The 16,811-nt window shown below is 35.5% G+C and carries 20 protein-coding genes; 10 read left to right on the top strand and 10 right to left on the bottom strand.

From position 1 onward, the window contains the following. The first annotated feature begins 37 nt into the window (after positions 1 to 37). The 6 genes from C1631_RS06455 (at position 38) to C1631_RS06430 (ending at position 4,968) form a co-directional block, all read left to right on the top strand. Positions 38 to 415 (top strand): hypothetical protein, encoded by a 378-nt coding sequence (locus C1631_RS06455; RefSeq protein ID WP_103249023.1) that lies wholly within the window; start codon positions 38 to 40, stop codon positions 413 to 415. Next, positions 412 to 1,230: a DCC1-like thiol-disulfide oxidoreductase family protein gene (locus C1631_RS06450; protein WP_109711191.1), complete on the top strand. Its 819-nt coding sequence runs from the start codon at positions 412 to 414 to the stop codon at positions 1,228 to 1,230. Before C1631_RS06455 ends, C1631_RS06450 begins: the two co-directional genes overlap by 4 nt. 6 nt (positions 1,231 to 1,236) lie before the next feature. Then, positions 1,237 to 1,710, top strand: coding sequence for an SRPBCC family protein (locus C1631_RS06445; RefSeq protein ID WP_109711189.1), 474 nt, complete (start codon positions 1,237 to 1,239; stop codon positions 1,708 to 1,710). A 48-nt stretch (positions 1,711 to 1,758) separates the two neighbouring features. Then, positions 1,759 to 2,463 (top strand): YqjF family protein, encoded by a 705-nt coding sequence (locus C1631_RS06440; protein WP_103249026.1) that lies wholly within the window; start codon positions 1,759 to 1,761, stop codon positions 2,461 to 2,463. Positions 2,464 to 2,578: 115 nt separating this feature from the next. After that, positions 2,579 to 3,478 carry a TIGR01777 family oxidoreductase gene (locus C1631_RS06435; protein ID WP_109711187.1) on the top strand — a complete coding sequence of 300 codons (900 nt, stop codon included), beginning with the start codon at positions 2,579 to 2,581 and terminating at the stop codon, positions 3,476 to 3,478. A 68-nt stretch (positions 3,479 to 3,546) separates the two neighbouring features. Beyond that, positions 3,547 to 4,968 carry an alpha-L-fucosidase gene (locus C1631_RS06430; protein WP_228441063.1) on the top strand — a complete coding sequence of 474 codons (1,422 nt, stop codon included), beginning with the start codon at positions 3,547 to 3,549 and terminating at the stop codon, positions 4,966 to 4,968. 64 nt (positions 4,969 to 5,032) lie between these two features. Here the strand turns inward: C1631_RS06430 and C1631_RS06425 are convergent, their stop codons facing one another. Then, positions 5,033 to 5,914, bottom strand: coding sequence for a hypothetical protein (locus tag C1631_RS06425; RefSeq protein ID WP_109711183.1), 882 nt, complete (start codon positions 5,912 to 5,914; stop codon positions 5,033 to 5,035). Between the two features lie 176 nt (positions 5,915 to 6,090). On the opposite strand from C1631_RS06425, the gene C1631_RS24505 reads away from it, so the two are divergent. After that, complete coding sequence (locus C1631_RS24505) at positions 6,091 to 6,222, top strand: hypothetical protein (RefSeq protein WP_262510198.1); 132 nt, start codon at positions 6,091 to 6,093, stop codon at positions 6,220 to 6,222. 115 nt (positions 6,223 to 6,337) lie between these two features. Here C1631_RS24505 and C1631_RS06420 read toward each other — a convergent pair whose 3' ends face one another. Beyond that, entirely contained in the window at positions 6,338 to 7,222 is an 885-nt protein-coding gene (locus C1631_RS06420; protein WP_109711181.1) for a hypothetical protein, read from the bottom strand. A gap of 126 nt (positions 7,223 to 7,348) precedes the next feature. After that, the gene (locus C1631_RS06415; protein WP_228441060.1) at positions 7,349 to 7,735 is read right to left on the bottom strand and encodes a hypothetical protein; all 387 of its coding nucleotides are present in this window, start codon (positions 7,733 to 7,735) and stop codon (positions 7,349 to 7,351) included. A gap of 261 nt (positions 7,736 to 7,996) precedes the next feature. Between C1631_RS06415 and C1631_RS06410 the strand changes: the two genes are divergently transcribed. Both C1631_RS06410 and lpdA read left to right on the top strand, forming a co-directional pair. Further along, entirely contained in the window at positions 7,997 to 8,260 is a 264-nt protein-coding gene (locus C1631_RS06410; RefSeq protein WP_228441057.1) for a hypothetical protein, read from the top strand. Positions 8,261 to 8,488: 228 nt separating this feature from the next. Beyond that, the gene (lpdA, locus tag C1631_RS06405) at positions 8,489 to 9,877 is read left to right on the top strand and encodes a dihydrolipoyl dehydrogenase (protein ID WP_103248768.1); all 1,389 of its coding nucleotides are present in this window, start codon (positions 8,489 to 8,491) and stop codon (positions 9,875 to 9,877) included. Positions 9,878 to 10,108: 231 nt separating this feature from the next. Here the strand turns inward: lpdA and C1631_RS06400 are convergent, their stop codons facing one another. Together C1631_RS06400 and C1631_RS06395 are read right to left on the bottom strand one after the other, a co-directional pair. Continuing rightward, entirely contained in the window at positions 10,109 to 10,936 is an 828-nt protein-coding gene (locus C1631_RS06400) for a hypothetical protein (protein ID WP_109711177.1), read from the bottom strand. Positions 10,937 to 11,005: 69 nt separating this feature from the next. Beyond that, positions 11,006 to 11,581, bottom strand: coding sequence for a Crp/Fnr family transcriptional regulator (locus tag C1631_RS06395; protein ID WP_103248770.1), 576 nt, complete (start codon positions 11,579 to 11,581; stop codon positions 11,006 to 11,008). A 182-nt stretch (positions 11,582 to 11,763) separates the two neighbouring features. On the opposite strand from C1631_RS06395, the gene C1631_RS06390 reads away from it, so the two are divergent. Continuing rightward, positions 11,764 to 12,564, top strand: coding sequence for a patatin-like phospholipase family protein (locus tag C1631_RS06390; protein WP_109711493.1), 801 nt, complete (start codon positions 11,764 to 11,766; stop codon positions 12,562 to 12,564). 101 nt (positions 12,565 to 12,665) lie between these two features. Here the strand turns inward: C1631_RS06390 and C1631_RS06385 are convergent, their stop codons facing one another. The 5 genes from C1631_RS06385 to C1631_RS06365 all read right to left on the bottom strand — a co-directional run bounded on the left by C1631_RS06385 (position 12,666) and on the right by C1631_RS06365 (position 16,658). Beyond that, a complete protein-coding gene (locus tag C1631_RS06385; RefSeq protein WP_109711175.1) occupies positions 12,666 to 13,106 on the bottom strand; it encodes a hypothetical protein in 441 nt (146 codons plus the stop codon). Between the two features lie 158 nt (positions 13,107 to 13,264). Beyond that, positions 13,265 to 13,972 (bottom strand): ABC transporter ATP-binding protein, encoded by a 708-nt coding sequence (locus C1631_RS06380; RefSeq protein ID WP_109711173.1) that lies wholly within the window; start codon positions 13,970 to 13,972, stop codon positions 13,265 to 13,267. A gap of 80 nt (positions 13,973 to 14,052) precedes the next feature. Next, positions 14,053 to 14,610 carry a hypothetical protein gene (locus C1631_RS06375; protein ID WP_109711171.1) on the bottom strand — a complete coding sequence of 186 codons (558 nt, stop codon included), beginning with the start codon at positions 14,608 to 14,610 and terminating at the stop codon, positions 14,053 to 14,055. 295 nt (positions 14,611 to 14,905) lie between these two features. Next, on the bottom strand, positions 14,906 to 15,601 hold the full coding sequence (locus C1631_RS06370; protein ID WP_103248580.1) for a LytR/AlgR family response regulator transcription factor: 696 nt from the start codon (positions 15,599 to 15,601) through the stop codon (positions 14,906 to 14,908). Then, positions 15,594 to 16,658 carry a sensor histidine kinase gene (locus tag C1631_RS06365; protein WP_109711169.1) on the bottom strand — a complete coding sequence of 355 codons (1,065 nt, stop codon included), beginning with the start codon at positions 16,656 to 16,658 and terminating at the stop codon, positions 15,594 to 15,596. Before C1631_RS06365 ends, C1631_RS06370 begins: the two co-directional genes overlap by 8 nt. Positions 16,659 to 16,811: the final 153 nt, after the last annotated feature.

Below are 16,811 nucleotides of genomic sequence, written 5' to 3'. Positions count from 1 at the left end.
TTTCGGAAGAAAAAGAACCCGCTAAATAATAATTACCATGAAAGAATTTGTAAAATATGACTACTACCTTCAGTTGATGATCATTATCACAGGAACTCTTATTTCAATCCTTGAAGTAGAACGATGGGGATTGATGGGATTTTATTTCATTGTGGGTATTCCGCAATTGATCAGTTTTTTGATCAGATTGTTCTTTCTATCAAAGAAATCTGTTGCTTATATCATTTATGGAGTCGTTATTATACCGGTTTGGATTTCTTTACTGGTGCTTTATCAATTTAATCCTAACAAAGATATTAGTATTTTCTTTGGGTACATTTTGATAGGAGCTTTGTTGTACAGTCCGGTGATGGCTATTATGTACGTTTGCGATTGTTATAAAATATACGAATCATATAAAACACATGAGTTATGAAAGCTTTAAAAAATCACACGCTCATCTACGACAACGAATGTCCGATGTGTAACTTGTACTCTAAAGGCTTTACCCAATGCGGAATGCTGGATCAGGAGGGAAGGGAGGCTTTTACCGAATTATCAGCTCAGAACAAAAGGCTGATCGACTTTCACCGGGCAAAAAATGAAATTGCCCTGGTTGATTATAAGAACAATAAGGTAGTTTATGGTTTAGACAGCCTGCTTCTGATCATAGGAAATTCATTTCCTTTATTAGAAAAAATAGCCAGAATTCAACCTTTGTACTGGTTTTTCAAAAGGCTCTATTCTTTTGTTTCTTATAACCGCAAGCAGATGATCCCTTCAAAAAAAGATGATACCGGGCAATCTTGTATTCCTGATTTTAATTTGAAATACAGGCTCGCTTATATAGGCTTTGTCGTTTTTTTCTCTGCATATATTTTAAGTGTCTTCTCTGCAAAATTAGGAGTGGGCTTAGAACGGAATTTTGGAAGAGAACTATCTGTTTGTTTTGGGCAGATCCTGTGGCAGATTATTTTCCTACAAACTTATTTAAAAGATAAAATCTGGGACTATCTGGGAAATATGATGACGGTTTCTTTACTCGGAACGCTTCTTCTGGTGCCAACTTTGTTTACTGATTTTTCACCTGCTTTCTATTTGATTTACTTCGGAACGGTTGTTTTTATCATGTTTTTAGAACATATCAGAAGGTGTAGGATTTTAAAATTAAACTATCTTCCTACCATGTCATGGATGATTTTCAGGTTTACAGTACTGGTGGTAATTGTTATCATGTTAACGCATAACTAAACTTATATGTCAGTAATTTATTTAGAAACCTTCATTAATGCCGATAGAGAAATTGTTTTTGATTTGGCAAGAAACATAGATTTGCATCAACAGTCCACCTCCCGAACGGATGAAAAAGCAATTGCAGGCCGTACCTCAGGGTTAATTGAAAACAATGAAACCGTAACCTGGAGAGCAAAACATCTAGGTATTTATCAAACCCTTACAACTAAAATTATCAGTATGGAAAAGCCATACCGATTTACAGATGAAATGCAGAAAGGAGCCTTTACATCTCTCCGGCATCAACATATTTTTAAAGAAATAAAGGGTAAAACTCTCATGATCGATATTTTTGAATTTGAATCACCACTGGGTATTATAGGGAAAATTTTCAATACCCTTTTTCTCGCCGGCTATCTTAAAACATTCCTGATAGAAAGAAACAAATTAATAAAAACCACTGCAGAATCCTTAGCAAGCTCCAAAAAGGCAATTTAGACTAGAAAAGAATGTAATTCTATCAAATTATCAAAAAACAACCCTCTTATGAACTTTTTAAAAGCCGAATGGCGAAAATTAGCCATCATCAATTACGAAATCAATCCCGATATTTTGTTGAAATATTTGCCAAAAGGTACAGAACTGGATTTCTATAAAGGTAAATGCTATGTGAGCCTGGTAGGATTTATGTTTTTAAACACCAGATTATTAGGTTTTCCAATTCCTTTTCACCGTAATTTTGAAGAGGTGAATCTGAGATTTTATGTGAAGAAAAAAGAAAACGGAACCTGGAAAAGGGGAGTGGTCTTTATTAAAGAAATAGTTCCCAGGCCGGCATTAAGCTTTATAGCCAATTCCGTATACAAAGAAAACTATCATACTCTGCCTATGAGAAATCTGATCCATGAAAAAGGAGAAGAATTACTGATTCAGTATTCATGGAAAGATAAGAGTTGGCATTCCATCCGGGTTACAGCCGAAAATGTAGCTCAACCCATGGAAGCAGATTCAGAATTTGAGTTTATTACAGAACATTATTGGGGGTTCACCAAAAAAGAAAATGCAACCTCTGAATATGAAGTCTGTCATCCTCAATGGAACTGCTATCGGGTTAAAGATTATCAGGTGACAATTGATTTTACTAAAGTTTACGGGCTGGATTTTGAAAGTCTTAATCACAAAGAGCCTGTTTCAGTAATGTTGGCAGAAGGCTCTGAAATTGAAGTGAGAACAAAGAAAAATGTAAATTGAAATTAATTGTTTTCTGTTAGAACTGGATACACAGAGAAGTAGAAATATTTTTAATAGATTGAAACGTTGAGATGATAAAACAAACCATGGCATTAATAATCTTAAACTCATAAAAATGAAAATAATTATAGCCGGAGGCACCGGATTTCTGGGTGAAAACTTAGAAAAGTATTTTACAGAAAAAGGAAATAAGGTTGACATCCTGACCCGTCGCCCGAAACGTAAAAACGAAATCTACTGGAATGCCAAAACAACAGGAGAATGGAACAGTATCCTTGAAAACTCAGATGTACTGATTAATCTTACCGGAAAATCTGTGGATTGCCGATATCATGATAAAAATAAACAGGAGATTTATTCTTCCCGAATTGACAGTACAAGAGTTTTGCAGGAAGCCATTGATGCTTGTCACGACAAACCAAAAATCTGGCTCAATGCAAGTTCTGCAACCATTTATGTGCACTCGGAAAAACATTTGAATACCGAGGAAAACGGGATCATAGGAGATGACTTTTCTATGAATATTTGTAAGAGTTGGGAAGAAGAATTTTTTAAAATAAAAAATGAAAATGTAAGAAAAGTAGCATTACGAACTTCTATTGTGCTGGGAAATAATGGTGGGGCTTTCCCAAAACTAAAGATGATTACAAGAGTAGGCTTAGGTGGAAAACAAGGGAAAGGGAATCAGATGGTAAGCTGGGTTCATATCGATGATTTCTGCAGAGCAGTAGAATGGATTATTAATCATAAGGATATCTCAGGAGCCATTAATATCACTGCTCCGGAACCTGTCTCTAATGAAATAATGATGAGAAAACTAAGAAAACAGTTCAATGTCTCCTTTGGGCTGGATGCTCCTGTCTGGCAGTTGGAGATAGCCTCAATATTTTTAAAAACAGAAACAGAGTTGTTACTCAAAAGCCGGAATGTTTATCCTCAAAAATTGCTTAAAAATGGATTTCAGTTTTCCTTTGCCAACTTTGATATGGCTGTTCTTAAACTGTTGACAGCCTAATGTTTGTCAATTAGAACAGGATAATTAAATTAGAGGAAAATTATTTCGCTATGCAAGGCAATCAAAAAATGAAAACACTTTTATGTTCTGTTCTTATCAGTTCCGGACTCTCTTCCCAGGCTCATAATGTGTCTGAAGGGTATCAGAAGCCCACAGATCCGTTGGTTGTTCGGAATCTGGAGCAATGGCAGGATTTAAAGTTTGGATTGTTTATGCATTGGGGAACATATAGCCAATGGGGAGTTGTTGAGAGCTGGAGCTTATGCCCTGAAGATGAATCCTGGACTCAAAGAAACCCTGAACACGGAAAGTCATATGTCGAATATGTGAAGAATTATGAAAATCTTCAGACTACTTTCAATCCTGTTCAGTTTAATCCGGAGAAATGGGCAGAGGCAACCAAAAAAGCGGGAATGAAATATGTGGTTTTTACCACAAAACATCATGATGGATTTTCCATGTTTGATACCCAACAATCAGATTATAAAATTACTTCCTCAAAAACACCCTTTTCAAAAAATGCCAAAGCGGATGTGACCAAAGAGATTTTTGAAACCTTCAGGAAGGATGGATTTAAAATTGGGGCTTACTTTTCAAAACCGGACTGGCATTCTGATGATTACTGGTGGTCTTATTCTCCTCCTAAAGACAGAAATGTAAACTATGATCCTAAGAAATATCCCGGAAAGTGGGATAAATTTAAAACATTTACTTTCAATCAATTGAATGAAATAACTTCTCGTTATGGAAAAATAGATATTCTCTGGCTGGATGGAGGTTGGGTACGTCCTTTTCACACCATTGATCCCAAAGTAGAATGGCAACGTACCATTAAAGTAGAGCAGGATATCGATATGGATAAAATAGGAACAATGGTTCGCCGAAATCAACCAGGCATTATTGTGGTAGACCGTACCGTTTCCGGAAAATGGGAAAATTACGTAACTCCGGAACAGGCCATTCCAGAACATCCTCTTTCAATTCCGTGGGAAAGTTGTATGACAATGGGAGATTCTTTCTCTTATGTTCCCAATGATCATTATAAATCATCTCAGAAAATCATTGAAACATTGGTAAAGATCATTTCAAGAGGAGGAAACTATCTCATGAATATTGCACCCGGGCCGAATGGAGATTATGATGCCACGGTATATGAAAGGTTAAATGAGATATCCGGTTGGATGGATAGAAACCAATCCGCTGTTTTTGCAACAAGAAGTATTGCTCCTTACCATGAGGGAGACTTTTATTACACTCAGGCAAAAGATGGAAGTACGGTAAATGTCTTTCATCTCAATGAAAAAACTGAATATAAAGCACCTGAAACCCTTACCTTTACAATCCCTGAATCTTTTAACCCCAAATCATTAATTATTCCGGGAATTTCTTCGAAAATTCACTGGAAAAAAAATGGGGATACCGTGGAAGTTAAGCTCCCTGCGGAAAGATCTAAATTGAGATATGCGCTTGTCATTCAAATGAAAAAATAAAGAGGATAAAAAATAAAACGGGCAGAAACAAATCCCGCCCGTACAATAGAAAGTATATTACCTGTTAATATTTTCTGGCCAGCAGAAGGTTTAATAAAAATGTACCGGTCCAGTTACTGTTATTACCTCCATTAGTTCCAATAAAATCAATCCTTGAAACAGAAACGGTAAGCCTGGTTCTTCCTGCAGTTCCATTATTGGCAAGACTTACAAACGAAGCTGTAAATACATCCGGGAAACTTGAATTGTTTCCGGCAGTAAGAATAGGATACATATTGCTTACATTAAAAGGTGTTCCCTGATATTCATATACGACTGTCATTCTACTTGCATTAGAATAGCTCGCTGTGTGAGCGTACGTTGTAGATGATTTACTGATGACCCACCAAATATCTGTTCCGGTTCCTGTATCATAAGAAGTGTTCGTATGGTTGGACCAGTCAGCAACACCCGGAGATCCATTTCCATGTGGGGGAATAGACAACTGTGAACCGTAAATTTCCACATTACTTGGTTTGGGAAGAACTGTAAACGATAAATCCCATGTTCCACCGGTTGTATTGCTGTTGTTAACAACTTCTGCGTAGGCTCCTAACGGAATGACAAAGTTGGGAACCGGAGTATTGTCGATTCTTAAAGTATTACCACCGGAAGCCTGAAGAGTGATATTGGACGTTGATATATTCTTAATTTTATAAATCCTCCCTGTATAGCTTGTTGTTCCTGTTCCGATCGTAGGAAGTGTAAATGTAGCATTAGCAGCACCATTATAGGTGATATAATGATCAGTCGGAAGAATGTTGTAAGTGGTTGCCGTAATTTGATTGTAATTGGCGCCCAGTGATCCGTTCACTGCAAGAGTACTGTTGGGAGTTGCTGTGTTGATTCCTACCTGTGCGTTTACCGATAATCCCGACAGTAAAAGAATTGAAATGTATTTTTTCATATTATATTTTTAATTGATATAATGTAAAATTATGAAAAAATAACATTCAATATATAATTATGTATAAAATTTACATAAAATTTCTATATATCACTTTTTAGTGAATTTATGTGAAATGTAATTTAGATTCTTATAAATTTATGCTATTAATCTTGTGCCAAAAGATCATAAGATTGATGAACAAAAAGCTGTATCCCGTAGTTGACATTGAAAATATAAAAGACAGCCTTTGGGAACCTCATTTGATTGACCTGATTCAGATCAAAAAAGTTAAGTATAAAAGGTTGGAAGCTGAAAGTTATTTGTGATGCCATTAATTTTACCTTACAGAGATGAATAGCTATTCATTATGGCCTTCACCATATCCCTCTTCCAGTTTCCAACCTGCTTACCGCAGAAACACTTGTTCCGAACTGAAGCTGATTAATATATTTTTCTGGCTAACAATAGGTTCAATAAGAAGGCCCCTGTCCAGTTACTGTTGTTTGAGCCGTTTGTTCCAATAAAATCAATACGGGCAACAGATACAGTTAATCTGGTTTTTCCTGAAGTTCCGTTATTGGCAAGGCTTACAAATGAGGCCGTAAATACATCCGGATAACTGGAATTATTTCCCGCTGTCAAAATAGGGTACATATTGTTTACATTGAAAGGAACCCCCTGAAATTCATAAACAAGAGTCATTCTGCTGGTATTGGAATAACCGGAAGTATGGGCATTCGCTGTTGACGATTTACTAATGATCCACCATGCATCTGATCCTGTTCCTGTATCATAGGAAGTGTTGGTGTGATTTGACCAGTCAGCCACTCCCGGAGATCCTGAGCCATGGGGAGGTATTGATAATTGGGCTCCATAGATTTCCACATTACTTGGCTTGGGAAGCACGGTGAAAGATAGATCCCATGTACCGCCTGAGGTATTATTGTTGTTGACTACCTCTGCATATGCGCCTGTAGGAACTACAAAAGAAGATACAGGAGTATTATCGATTCTCAATGTATTTCCACTTGATGCCTGAATCGTTATACTGGATGCAGAGATATTTTTGATCTTGTATATTCTCCCTGTAAAACTTGACGTCCCACTACCTATCACCGGAAGGGTAAATGTGGTATTGGTTGTCCCATTATAAGTCAGATAATGATCAGTTGCGGTAAGAGTATAGGCTGCCGCTGTAATTTGTTTGTAATCGGCACCCATTGATCCGTTCACAGCTAACGTACTGTTTGGGTTTTTAGTATTGATACCCACTTGTGCATTCATAGAAATCCCCCACAATACAAAAATCGAAATACATTTTCTCATTCTATCTATTTTAATAATTTTTTTGCAAAATTAGAAAAATAGGAGCTTTTAAACAGGTTGTTTTTATGTATTTTTCAATAAGGTGATATAGTTCATTTATTGGTGATTTTTTTATTCTAATGTATTTTATACTAATCTGCAAGGAACTTCCAGATCTTCTGTAAGATAATAACTGCAACATAAGCGGTGATAGCCATCAGCAATAATCAATTCGCTATGACTTCTTACCAGAAGAATAGGAGAGAGCTTCCTGTTCTTTTCCACTTTTTTGAGGTTTTCTTTAACATGAATATTCGTTTCCGGCAGCAAACTAAGCTTGCTGGCCCTCAGAATATCTTTGGATTTTTTAATAATGGTTTTCGCCTTTTTTAATTTTGTAACTACTTTTTTAGCTTCATCCGGTTCAAAAAGGAGTTCCAGATAATCTTGTGCTGCAGGGAAATCATGATCTTCAGGTTCTTGCAACCAAAGTTTGTCTCTTGTTAACATCTTTTTTTTCGCAGGTGTTTTCATAATTTTTTATTTAAATCATAATAAAATTATAAAAAATGCCTGATAATTAACGTATAAACAATGATAACTTGTTGAAGTTAAATGATATCTTCAATACGCCTGATAAAAGCTGTTTACATGAAGATGCCAGGTTGCTGTCTTATTAAATTTTGCTATTACTCCAATAGTATTGGTATGATATATGTACAATTAACTATAAACCTGAATGTTTTTAATAAATATTTATTATTTGGTTAAATACATTTTTAAAATATAAATATCATGAAACAGTTATTAATTTCAACATTATTAGTATTTGGTTTATCCATGAATGTTTCTGCCCAGAGACGACCTCCGGCTCCTCCACATCCTTCGAAAAACGAGCTGGTCAATAGTAAGATGCAGGAGCTGACTAAAAAATATAATACAGAGAAAAAATTGATTCTGAATCATCCGCTTGCCACCAAACAAATGAAAAGGGATCAGATGAAAGCATTAAATAAAAGATATGAAACCGAAAAACGATTGCTTCAAAAGGTGAAATAACAGGAATTTCTTGCCATTAATAAAATAACAGAACTGCTGTTTTATCTTTTTAGTTTTGTGAATTTTTTAATTTAAAATGAAATATATTGAAAGAGAATGCTTGTTGCATTCTCTTTTTTTGTTTAAAATTTAATGAAATTTGCTTTATTGATGCATTTCTACTTCCATTAGCGGAAACATGAAACATCCAATATTTTTCCTTAAATTCGCATAAAAATTTTTAAAGTAATGAATTACGATATTATTGTCATTGGAAGTGGTCCTGGTGGATATGTTACTGCGATCAGAGCAGCACAATTGGGTTTCAAAACCGCAATTATCGAGAAAGAAAACTTAGGAGGAATCTGCCTTAACTGGGGGTGTATTCCAACAAAAGCTTTATTGAAATCTGCACAGGTTTTTCATTATATCAACCATGCTGAAGATTATGGTTTGAATAAAGTGGAGGCAAGTTTTGAGTTTCCTAATGTAATTCAAAGAAGCCGTGGCGTAGCCAGCAAAATGAGCAAAGGAATCGAATTCTTAATGAAAAAGAATAAGATTGACGTAATTCTTGGTACTGCTACAGTACAAAAAGCAAAAAAAGTTTCTGTAACAGATAAAGACGGTAAGGTAACTGAATATGCAGGAAACCATATTATCATTGCTACAGGAGCTCGTTCAAGAGAATTACCAAACTTACCGCAGGATGGTAAAAAAGTAATCGGATACAGACAGGCATTATCTCTTCCTGAGCAACCAAAATCTATGATTGTTGTAGGTTCAGGAGCTATCGGAGTAGAATTTGCCGACTTCTATAATACAATGGGAACAAAAGTGACTGTTGTAGAATTCATGCCAAACATCGTTCCTGTAGAGGATGAAGAAATCTCTAAACACTTAGAGAAATCTCTGAAAAAATCAGGAATCGAAATTATGACAAACGCTTCAGTTGAAAGTGTTGATACAAGCGGAGAAGGAGTAAAAGCTAACGTAAAAACGGCTAACGGAAACATTACTTTAGAAGCTGATATCTTATTATCTGCTGTAGGTATTGCTGCCAACATCGAAAACATCGGTCTAGAAGAAGTAGGAATCCAGACAGATAAAGGAAGAGTATTGGTGAACGAATGGTATGAAACTTCAGTACCAGGTTATTATGCTATTGGTGACCTTATCCCAACTCAGGCATTGGCTCACGTTGCTTCTGCTGAAGGAATCACTTGTGTTGAGAAAATCAAAGGAATGCATGTTGAGAAAATCGACTATGGTAATATCCCTGGTTGTACATATTGTCACCCTGAAGTTGCTTCTGTAGGTCTTACAGAAAAGCAGGCTAAAGAAAAAGGATATGAAATCAAAGTAGGTAAATTCCCTCTTTCTGCAAGTGGTAAAGCCACTGCAAACGGGAATACTGATGGTTTCATCAAAGTAATTTTCGACGCTAAGTACGGTGAGTGGTTAGGATGCCACATGATCGGAGAAGGAGTAACAGATATGGTTGCTGAAGCGGTAGTAGCAAGAAAGCTTGAAACTACTGGTCATGAGATCATCAAATCAATTCACCCGCACCCAACAGTATCTGAAGCAATTATGGAAGCTGCTGCTGCTGCTTACGGTGAAGTGATTCACATCTAATCTGAACAGATCCAGAATTTATATAGGAAAGCCCGGAGAAATCCGGGCTTTTTTCATTGGTACTGATTGTAAAAAGAATGATATCATATAACATTAGTAAATAAGACTAAACTTCGCAGGTTTTTAAACTTTGTGAGGTTTTTGCTAAAGCATATGAATAATAAGAGGGGTCAACTTTTAGATTATTACAACTATTTATAAAAACCTACGGTTGTATGATTATTTCCTATTTTATTGAACCGGCACTGCCGAAATCATGTTTTCTCCCCAGTTAGAACCACCCAAATGATCCAAATAAGCAGAAGAAGATGGGTTACCAATCACTTCAGCATTTCCTACAATAAGCCAATATGTTTTATTCGTTCCGGAATTGTTGTTGATAAGAAGCTGTCCATTGGCAATATTGTATTTTAAAGATCCGGAAGAAACAGGTCCTTGCAGCATGCCGCTAACTTTATCTGCAGTCCCTTGAATATCCGGACTTTTATTGGTAAAAGTTTGGGAATCTGAAAAGGTTGACCTGAACCATACGTAATCATCCGTATCTAGTGTAGAATTGGTATTATTCACTGATAGTAAATTGACTGTAACAAGCCATTTCCCAGGAGGAAGCACAATATTAGAACCTGTTTGGTGGTAATTGTAATCATATGAAAAGGGAAGATTATATCCATTTCCCATAGTTCCTACAACAAGTTCTAAACTTTGTCTTTTCCATTTTCCTACCCCATTTTCATCGGATGTGAGTACTTTATTGTTGCCTTGTAATCCATCAGTTATTTTAATTCCCGGGATGGGAGAAGTTGGAGTTCCTGAAGTTGATATGTCCATTTTTACGGAAGGAGAAAGTATTCCTAAGCCTATATTTCCAGACTCTGAAACAATAAAATCATCTGATAATTGGACTGGTGATGGAGCTCCGGATGTAGGATTATTTTTTTTCCCATCGACATGGAAAGTACCCAGTGGATTTGCGGTGTTAATTCCTACCTGTCCAGAAATAAAAGCACCCATAAAAATAAAAGAAGCTGCGAAATGGTTCATTTTCAATAATGTCATGTGTTTTTTTTAGTTTGATTAAGCGGAGCAAAATTAGATGAGCATTATTAATTAGGCAATGAACAAATGTTAATAAATTTGCCTCTTTATCCTGCTTAAAGCTTGAGGAGTAATTCCCAGATAAGAAGCAATATATTTTTGAGGAATCTGTTTAATTAAAATAGAATTTTCTTTAAATAAATTCTGATACCTGTCTTTGGCCGAATATTTCAGGAAAGAATACAGCCTTTGAGAGCGCTCGAGAAACATGTTCTGATGAGCAATTCTTCCAATGCGTTCTGCATTTTTTGTTCTCTTATAAATATCCTGAAGATCCTGATAAGTAAACCGATAAAGGAGAACATTAGTCAGCGCTTCGACCCCATATATTGAAGGAGTTCTGGTTATAAAAGATTCATCGGCACAGGCAAACTTTTTTTCAAACATAAAATCATAGGTAATATCCGTTTCTTTATTTTCATCCGTTGGGATAAAGAACCTTAGTACTCCTTTTGATAAAAATGAAAGATGATCTTCCTGATCACCGGGGTGGAGGATAATTTCTTTTTTTTTAAACTGCTGAACAAACATTTTAGAAGCTATTATTTCCCAATCTTCATAGGGAATGTCAAAATGAGTTTGTAAGTATAAATAGACTTCATCCATATAGTGCTGTTATAAATCTGTTGGTAAGAAATTATTCATATATGTTTATTTTTCTTTTGCTTATCAGAATTTTAGAACAAATATGAACAATTAATCCATGATAAATATTAAAATAATTTTAAAATCAACATATTTATAAAAATTAATCCTGTTATCTCCTCATGTTTTCTTACATTTATTCTATGAATTTTGAGAAAGTAGGACTTGTTTTATCAGGAGGTGGTACCAAAGGGATCGCTCATGCAGGGGTATTAAAATTCTTAAAAGAAAAAAATATCAAAATAGACATTATTTCCTGTTGTAGTGCGGGATCTATTGTAGGATGTCTGCATGCAGTAGGAAAGACCCCGGAAGAAATTCTGGAGTTTTTTAACTCTGTTTATTTTTTCAACTGGAAACATTTCACCTTTAATCAGCCGGGATTGGTTTCTTCGGTTATTTTCAGAAACTATCTTAAACCTATTTTTAATGAGATGAAATTAGGGGATTTGGATATAGATATAAGAATTGTTGCTACAGAATTAGTAGGAGGTACACAGAAGATTTTTGACAAGGATTTTCAGATTGTTGATGCCATTATAGCTTCATGTTCTATCCCGGGAATTACAACACCTTATTTGATAGACAACGAAATGTACTGTGATGGAGGGGTTCTGAATAATTTTCCGGCAGATATTATCAGAGAGGATTGTGACAAATTGATCGGAGTATTTGTATCACCACCCAATGAAGCCAGAATTGAAGACCTGAATTCAATTAAAGCCATTGTTTCCCGTTCGTATGACCTGCTTTCCTATAGAATTGAAAAAGTAAAATTTGACTATTGTGACTGGTTTATTTCTTCCCAGAAATTGGCCAGCTTTGGAACCTTTGAGCGTCGCAAAGACCGACTGGAACAAATTTTCAATATTGGTTATAAAGCGGCTAAAGAGAGCTATGAGCCCAGCAGTTTTATGACTGAACTAAAACAATCAGGAACATAAAAAATCCTGTAAGAAATACAGGATCTTATTTTTTTAATCGGAAGAGATTGGCTGGATTTCGTGAGAATGAAATCTGATTTTTTAGCATCCAATCTTTTACATTAGTTTTTAACCACGATTCCGTCCTGACGAACGATTTCCTGATTATTTTGATCATTAACTGTCAGCGTGTACGGTGCTTTTTTAGCAGAATCTGTCAGATAATTTCTCCAAACCTGATACGTATGGCCCTCATTATTAAATTGAATGTAATAATTACCCCCTGTGCCATCGGGAACCAGTTCACCATCACTGATGATCATACTTGGCTTTGATGTTATTTTTGCGTTGGCATTCCAGGATTGGTACAGGTATTTGCCGTTGGGCTGTTTATCGATTCTGATCTTAAACTTTTTAGTTTTGATAATGACAGTCTTGGGGACTTTCTGAAAAGAAGAATGAGAAAGGATGATATTCACCTTTGAATCATTCGGAGTTTCTTTGGCGTAAACAAAAGAAAACTGAGCTAAACAAAAAGCTCCTAATAAAAAATGCTTGATCATAATGATATTGGTTATTGGTTAACAGTTCAGATTCCATCAAATATAAAGCCATTGTATCTTCTTTCTTACGATGATATACATTCTCATTAAAGAAAGAGAGTTAACAATATATTCTTTAAAAACCGGAGATTCCTGCTTAATGAATAGTAAGCAAAATATTAATCTTTTTGAATTGCTGTATAGTCAGCAAAAGCCTCTTCAAGACTGTCAAATCTTCCTTTGAATTCATCAATAGGACAGTCCTGCAGGATATTTCCCTGGTGAATAAGGATTACTCTTGAACATAAGGCTTCTACTTCCTGCATGATGTGGGTAGAAAGCAAAACCGTTTTTTGTTGTCCGATCTCTTTTACAACATTTCGGATTTCTATGATTTGATTAGGATCCAATCCGTTGGTTGGTTCATCCAGAATCAGGAGGTCCGGTTGGTGGATGATGGCTTGTGCTAATCCTACACGTTGTTTGTAACCTTTCGAAAGTTGCCCTATTTTTTTAGACTTTTCAGGAGTAATTCCTACCAGTTCAATAACTTCATCAACTCTTGATTCAGAGATTTTATGAATGTTAGCGACGAACTGAAGGTACTCCTTCACATACATTTCCAGATAAAGCGGATTGTTTTCAGGGAGAAAACCTATTTTTTTCTTGGCTTCAATCTCATGATCAGCAATGTTCAGTCCGTTAAAGATAATCTCGCCCTGATCAATTTTCAGTGCTCCCACAATAGATTTCATTAATGTGGATTTTCCTGCACCATTAGGTCCTAAAAGACCAATGATTTCATTTTTATCAATAGAAATATTGATGGTATTAAGGGCGGTTTGCTCTCCGAATTTTTTGGTCAAATTGATGATCTGAAGCGGCATAATATTTACGGTCTTTTTGCAAAAATAAAATAAAAAAACTCATCCGGGAGAATGAGTTTCGCAATATTTATAAATTATAACTATTTTCTTGATTTTTTGCTGCCCCCACCAGATGCCGGAGTCCCATTGGAAGCTGTATTGGCACCTTTACCAGAAGTATGGGAAGACGTTGCAGGTTTGTCGTACATGGCATACTTTCCATTGGTTCTGCCAAACACTTTCTCCACTTGTTTTTGAGTCAAAAACTGTGATTTACCTACATATTTTCTGTTTTTATTGATGTACTGAATAAACTGTACCGTTGGCTGCCCATAGTTTCTTTCATAATGAAGTTCGATAATATCATTAGGAAGTTCTAAGATGACATTTTCATCAGGGATTGATACAAAGCCTTCCAAAATGAGCTTATATAAACCTGCTACATCTCCATTCAGGTTTTGAAATGAAAACGCTCTGATGGTATTCAGATTGCTGGTATTCAGGTCCTGGTAATTGATTGTATATTTATCTTCCTTTTTGTATAAACCTACGGAATTATCTTTACCAATTTCCACCAAGCTTTCATTTTTCAACACTTTGATCTGTGAGAAAACAGAAATACCGAACATACATGTAAGAAGTAGAATTATTTTTCTCATGGAATGAATTTTAATGTTTTATAAATTGGTATACATAAAATTACTCATAAAAAAGCTAAAAAGCAATTTTATTTATTCAAACAAAAGTAATACTTTTTTTTAATATTGGTTAGAAATAAGATGCCGCCCAGAAGCTCTCATTAAGATGACAATGGAGTGAAAATCATTTGTTTATTAATTTTTCATGAATATTCTTCTCCTGATGCTGACTGAGTTTTTTAGAAAAATAAATGTTTATTAATGTATTGGTAGTCAGTGTATTGTGTGTTTTTATTATTGAAAAATGGAAAATATTTTACAATAACCTGTTTTTTGAAAGAGTAGTAATGAAAGTGCCAAATTCATGCTTATAACTTCTTCCCACAGGAATCTGGTAAGCACCAAGATGTACTTCTTCAGTATTGAATGCGGTAACAAATTCAGTGTTGATGATAAAGGATCTGTGAACTCGTAAAAAGCCCCTCAAAGCTAACAGAGATTCGAGATCTGTTATTTTATTCTTGGAAGTAAAACTTTCAGCCGTTTTCAGAACTATTTTAACATCGTTTCCCTGGCTTTCAAAATAAACGATGTCTGAAATTGAAATTTTCCGGTTCATTCCCTCTGTTCTGAAAATCATAAACTCTTCTTCAGAATCTGAGGTATTTCTCATTACCCGCCCCACAGCTTTAAAAAAACGTTCAAAAGTAATCGGTTTCAGTAAATAATCTATTGCTTCCAATTCAAAACCTTCAATCGCGAAATCGCGGTATGCGGTAGTGAAGATGGTCTTAGGCTTTCGGGGTAGTGATTTTAAAAAATCAATTCCGTTTAAGTAAGGCATATTAATATCCAGAAACATCAGATCAATCGTCTGGTTCTGAAGCAGGGCATAGGCTGCCATAGCATTTTCTGCTTTTCCTGTCAGTTTTAAATGATCTATTTTGGAGATATGGTTCTCCAAAAGGATCGCTGCTAAAGGTTCGTCATCTACGATCAGACAATTAATCATATGTTGAAGGCGTGATTATTTCAATGGTAAAAATATTGTTTTCCTGTGATATTTTAAATACAAAATCTTCCTGATAGTGATGTTGCAATTGTCTTTTTATATTTTGTAATCCGATTCCTTTTTCATTAAAAAGTTGAGTCCTGTTGTAAGTATTGGAAATTCTGAAGAGGGAGCGGTTGTGATTGGTTTCTACCTCGATGTCTATTTCCGTACAGCCCGGATTTTTACCGGCTCCGTGTTTAAATGTATTTTCTACCAATGTAAGGTATAGCAGTGGTGGAATAAAATTGGAAGAATTCAGGACCGTTTTTGTGCTTATTTTTAATCTTTCTTCAGAATACCTCAGGCTTTCCAGAGCAATAAGGTCATCGATAACGGCCAATTCTTCAGAGATAGAAACCCATTTTTGAGGTCCTTTGTGCAAAATATAATCCAGAATGTCAGAAAGCTGGCTGATCGATTGTGAAGTTTTATCCGAGTTGCTTACGGACAAGGAATAAATATTATTCAAGGTATTAAACAGAAAATGGGGATGAAGTTGTGATTTAAGAGACTGCAGTTCGAGTTCTGATTTCTCTTTCTGCAGTCGCGCCGTATTTTCTTTTTCTTCTTTATACCTGATGATAAACAGAATGGAAATGAAGATAAATGCCCCACTGATAATTGGAAAAGTATAATGGATAAGCAGGTATTTGATATCAGTGAAAATACTGAGAATACTGTCTTTGGGTTCATCAATAAAGAAGGGTTCCGCAACATACACAATGAAAAGCCTGTTAATGACAGAAATGAAGTAAAGACTTAGAAGCAGATAGACTGAAAATACACTATATTTTTTTCGGTCAAAAAAATGCCGAATCAGAATATAATAGATAAAATTGGCTCCCACGATCTGAAAAATCCAGTGACAGAAATTGTAAATAACAGATTCCTTAAAAAATCCGGGATCATATTCCCCGTAGGTCCTCACCGTTACAAATAAAAATAAAGCAGACCAAAAAGAGAGCTGGAAGTATAGGTTTTGTCGGATATAGGGCTCTGCATTACTTTTCATCATCATCAAAAATATAAAAACTTCAGCGATAACGGGATGAAATGATGTAAAAGGCCATAAAACAGGGGTGAAATACAGTATTCAGTTTGTAAACACCGTATTTTGTCGTTTACACTCAATCTCTTACTTTCTGCATAACCAGCTGAAAAAACTTCC

Origin of the sequence: Chryseobacterium phosphatilyticum (assembly GCF_002899825.2) — a bacterium.
Taxonomy (GTDB): domain Bacteria; phylum Bacteroidota; class Bacteroidia; order Flavobacteriales; family Weeksellaceae; genus Chryseobacterium; species Chryseobacterium phosphatilyticum.
This window is presented reverse-complemented; position numbering and strand designations above follow the sequence as displayed.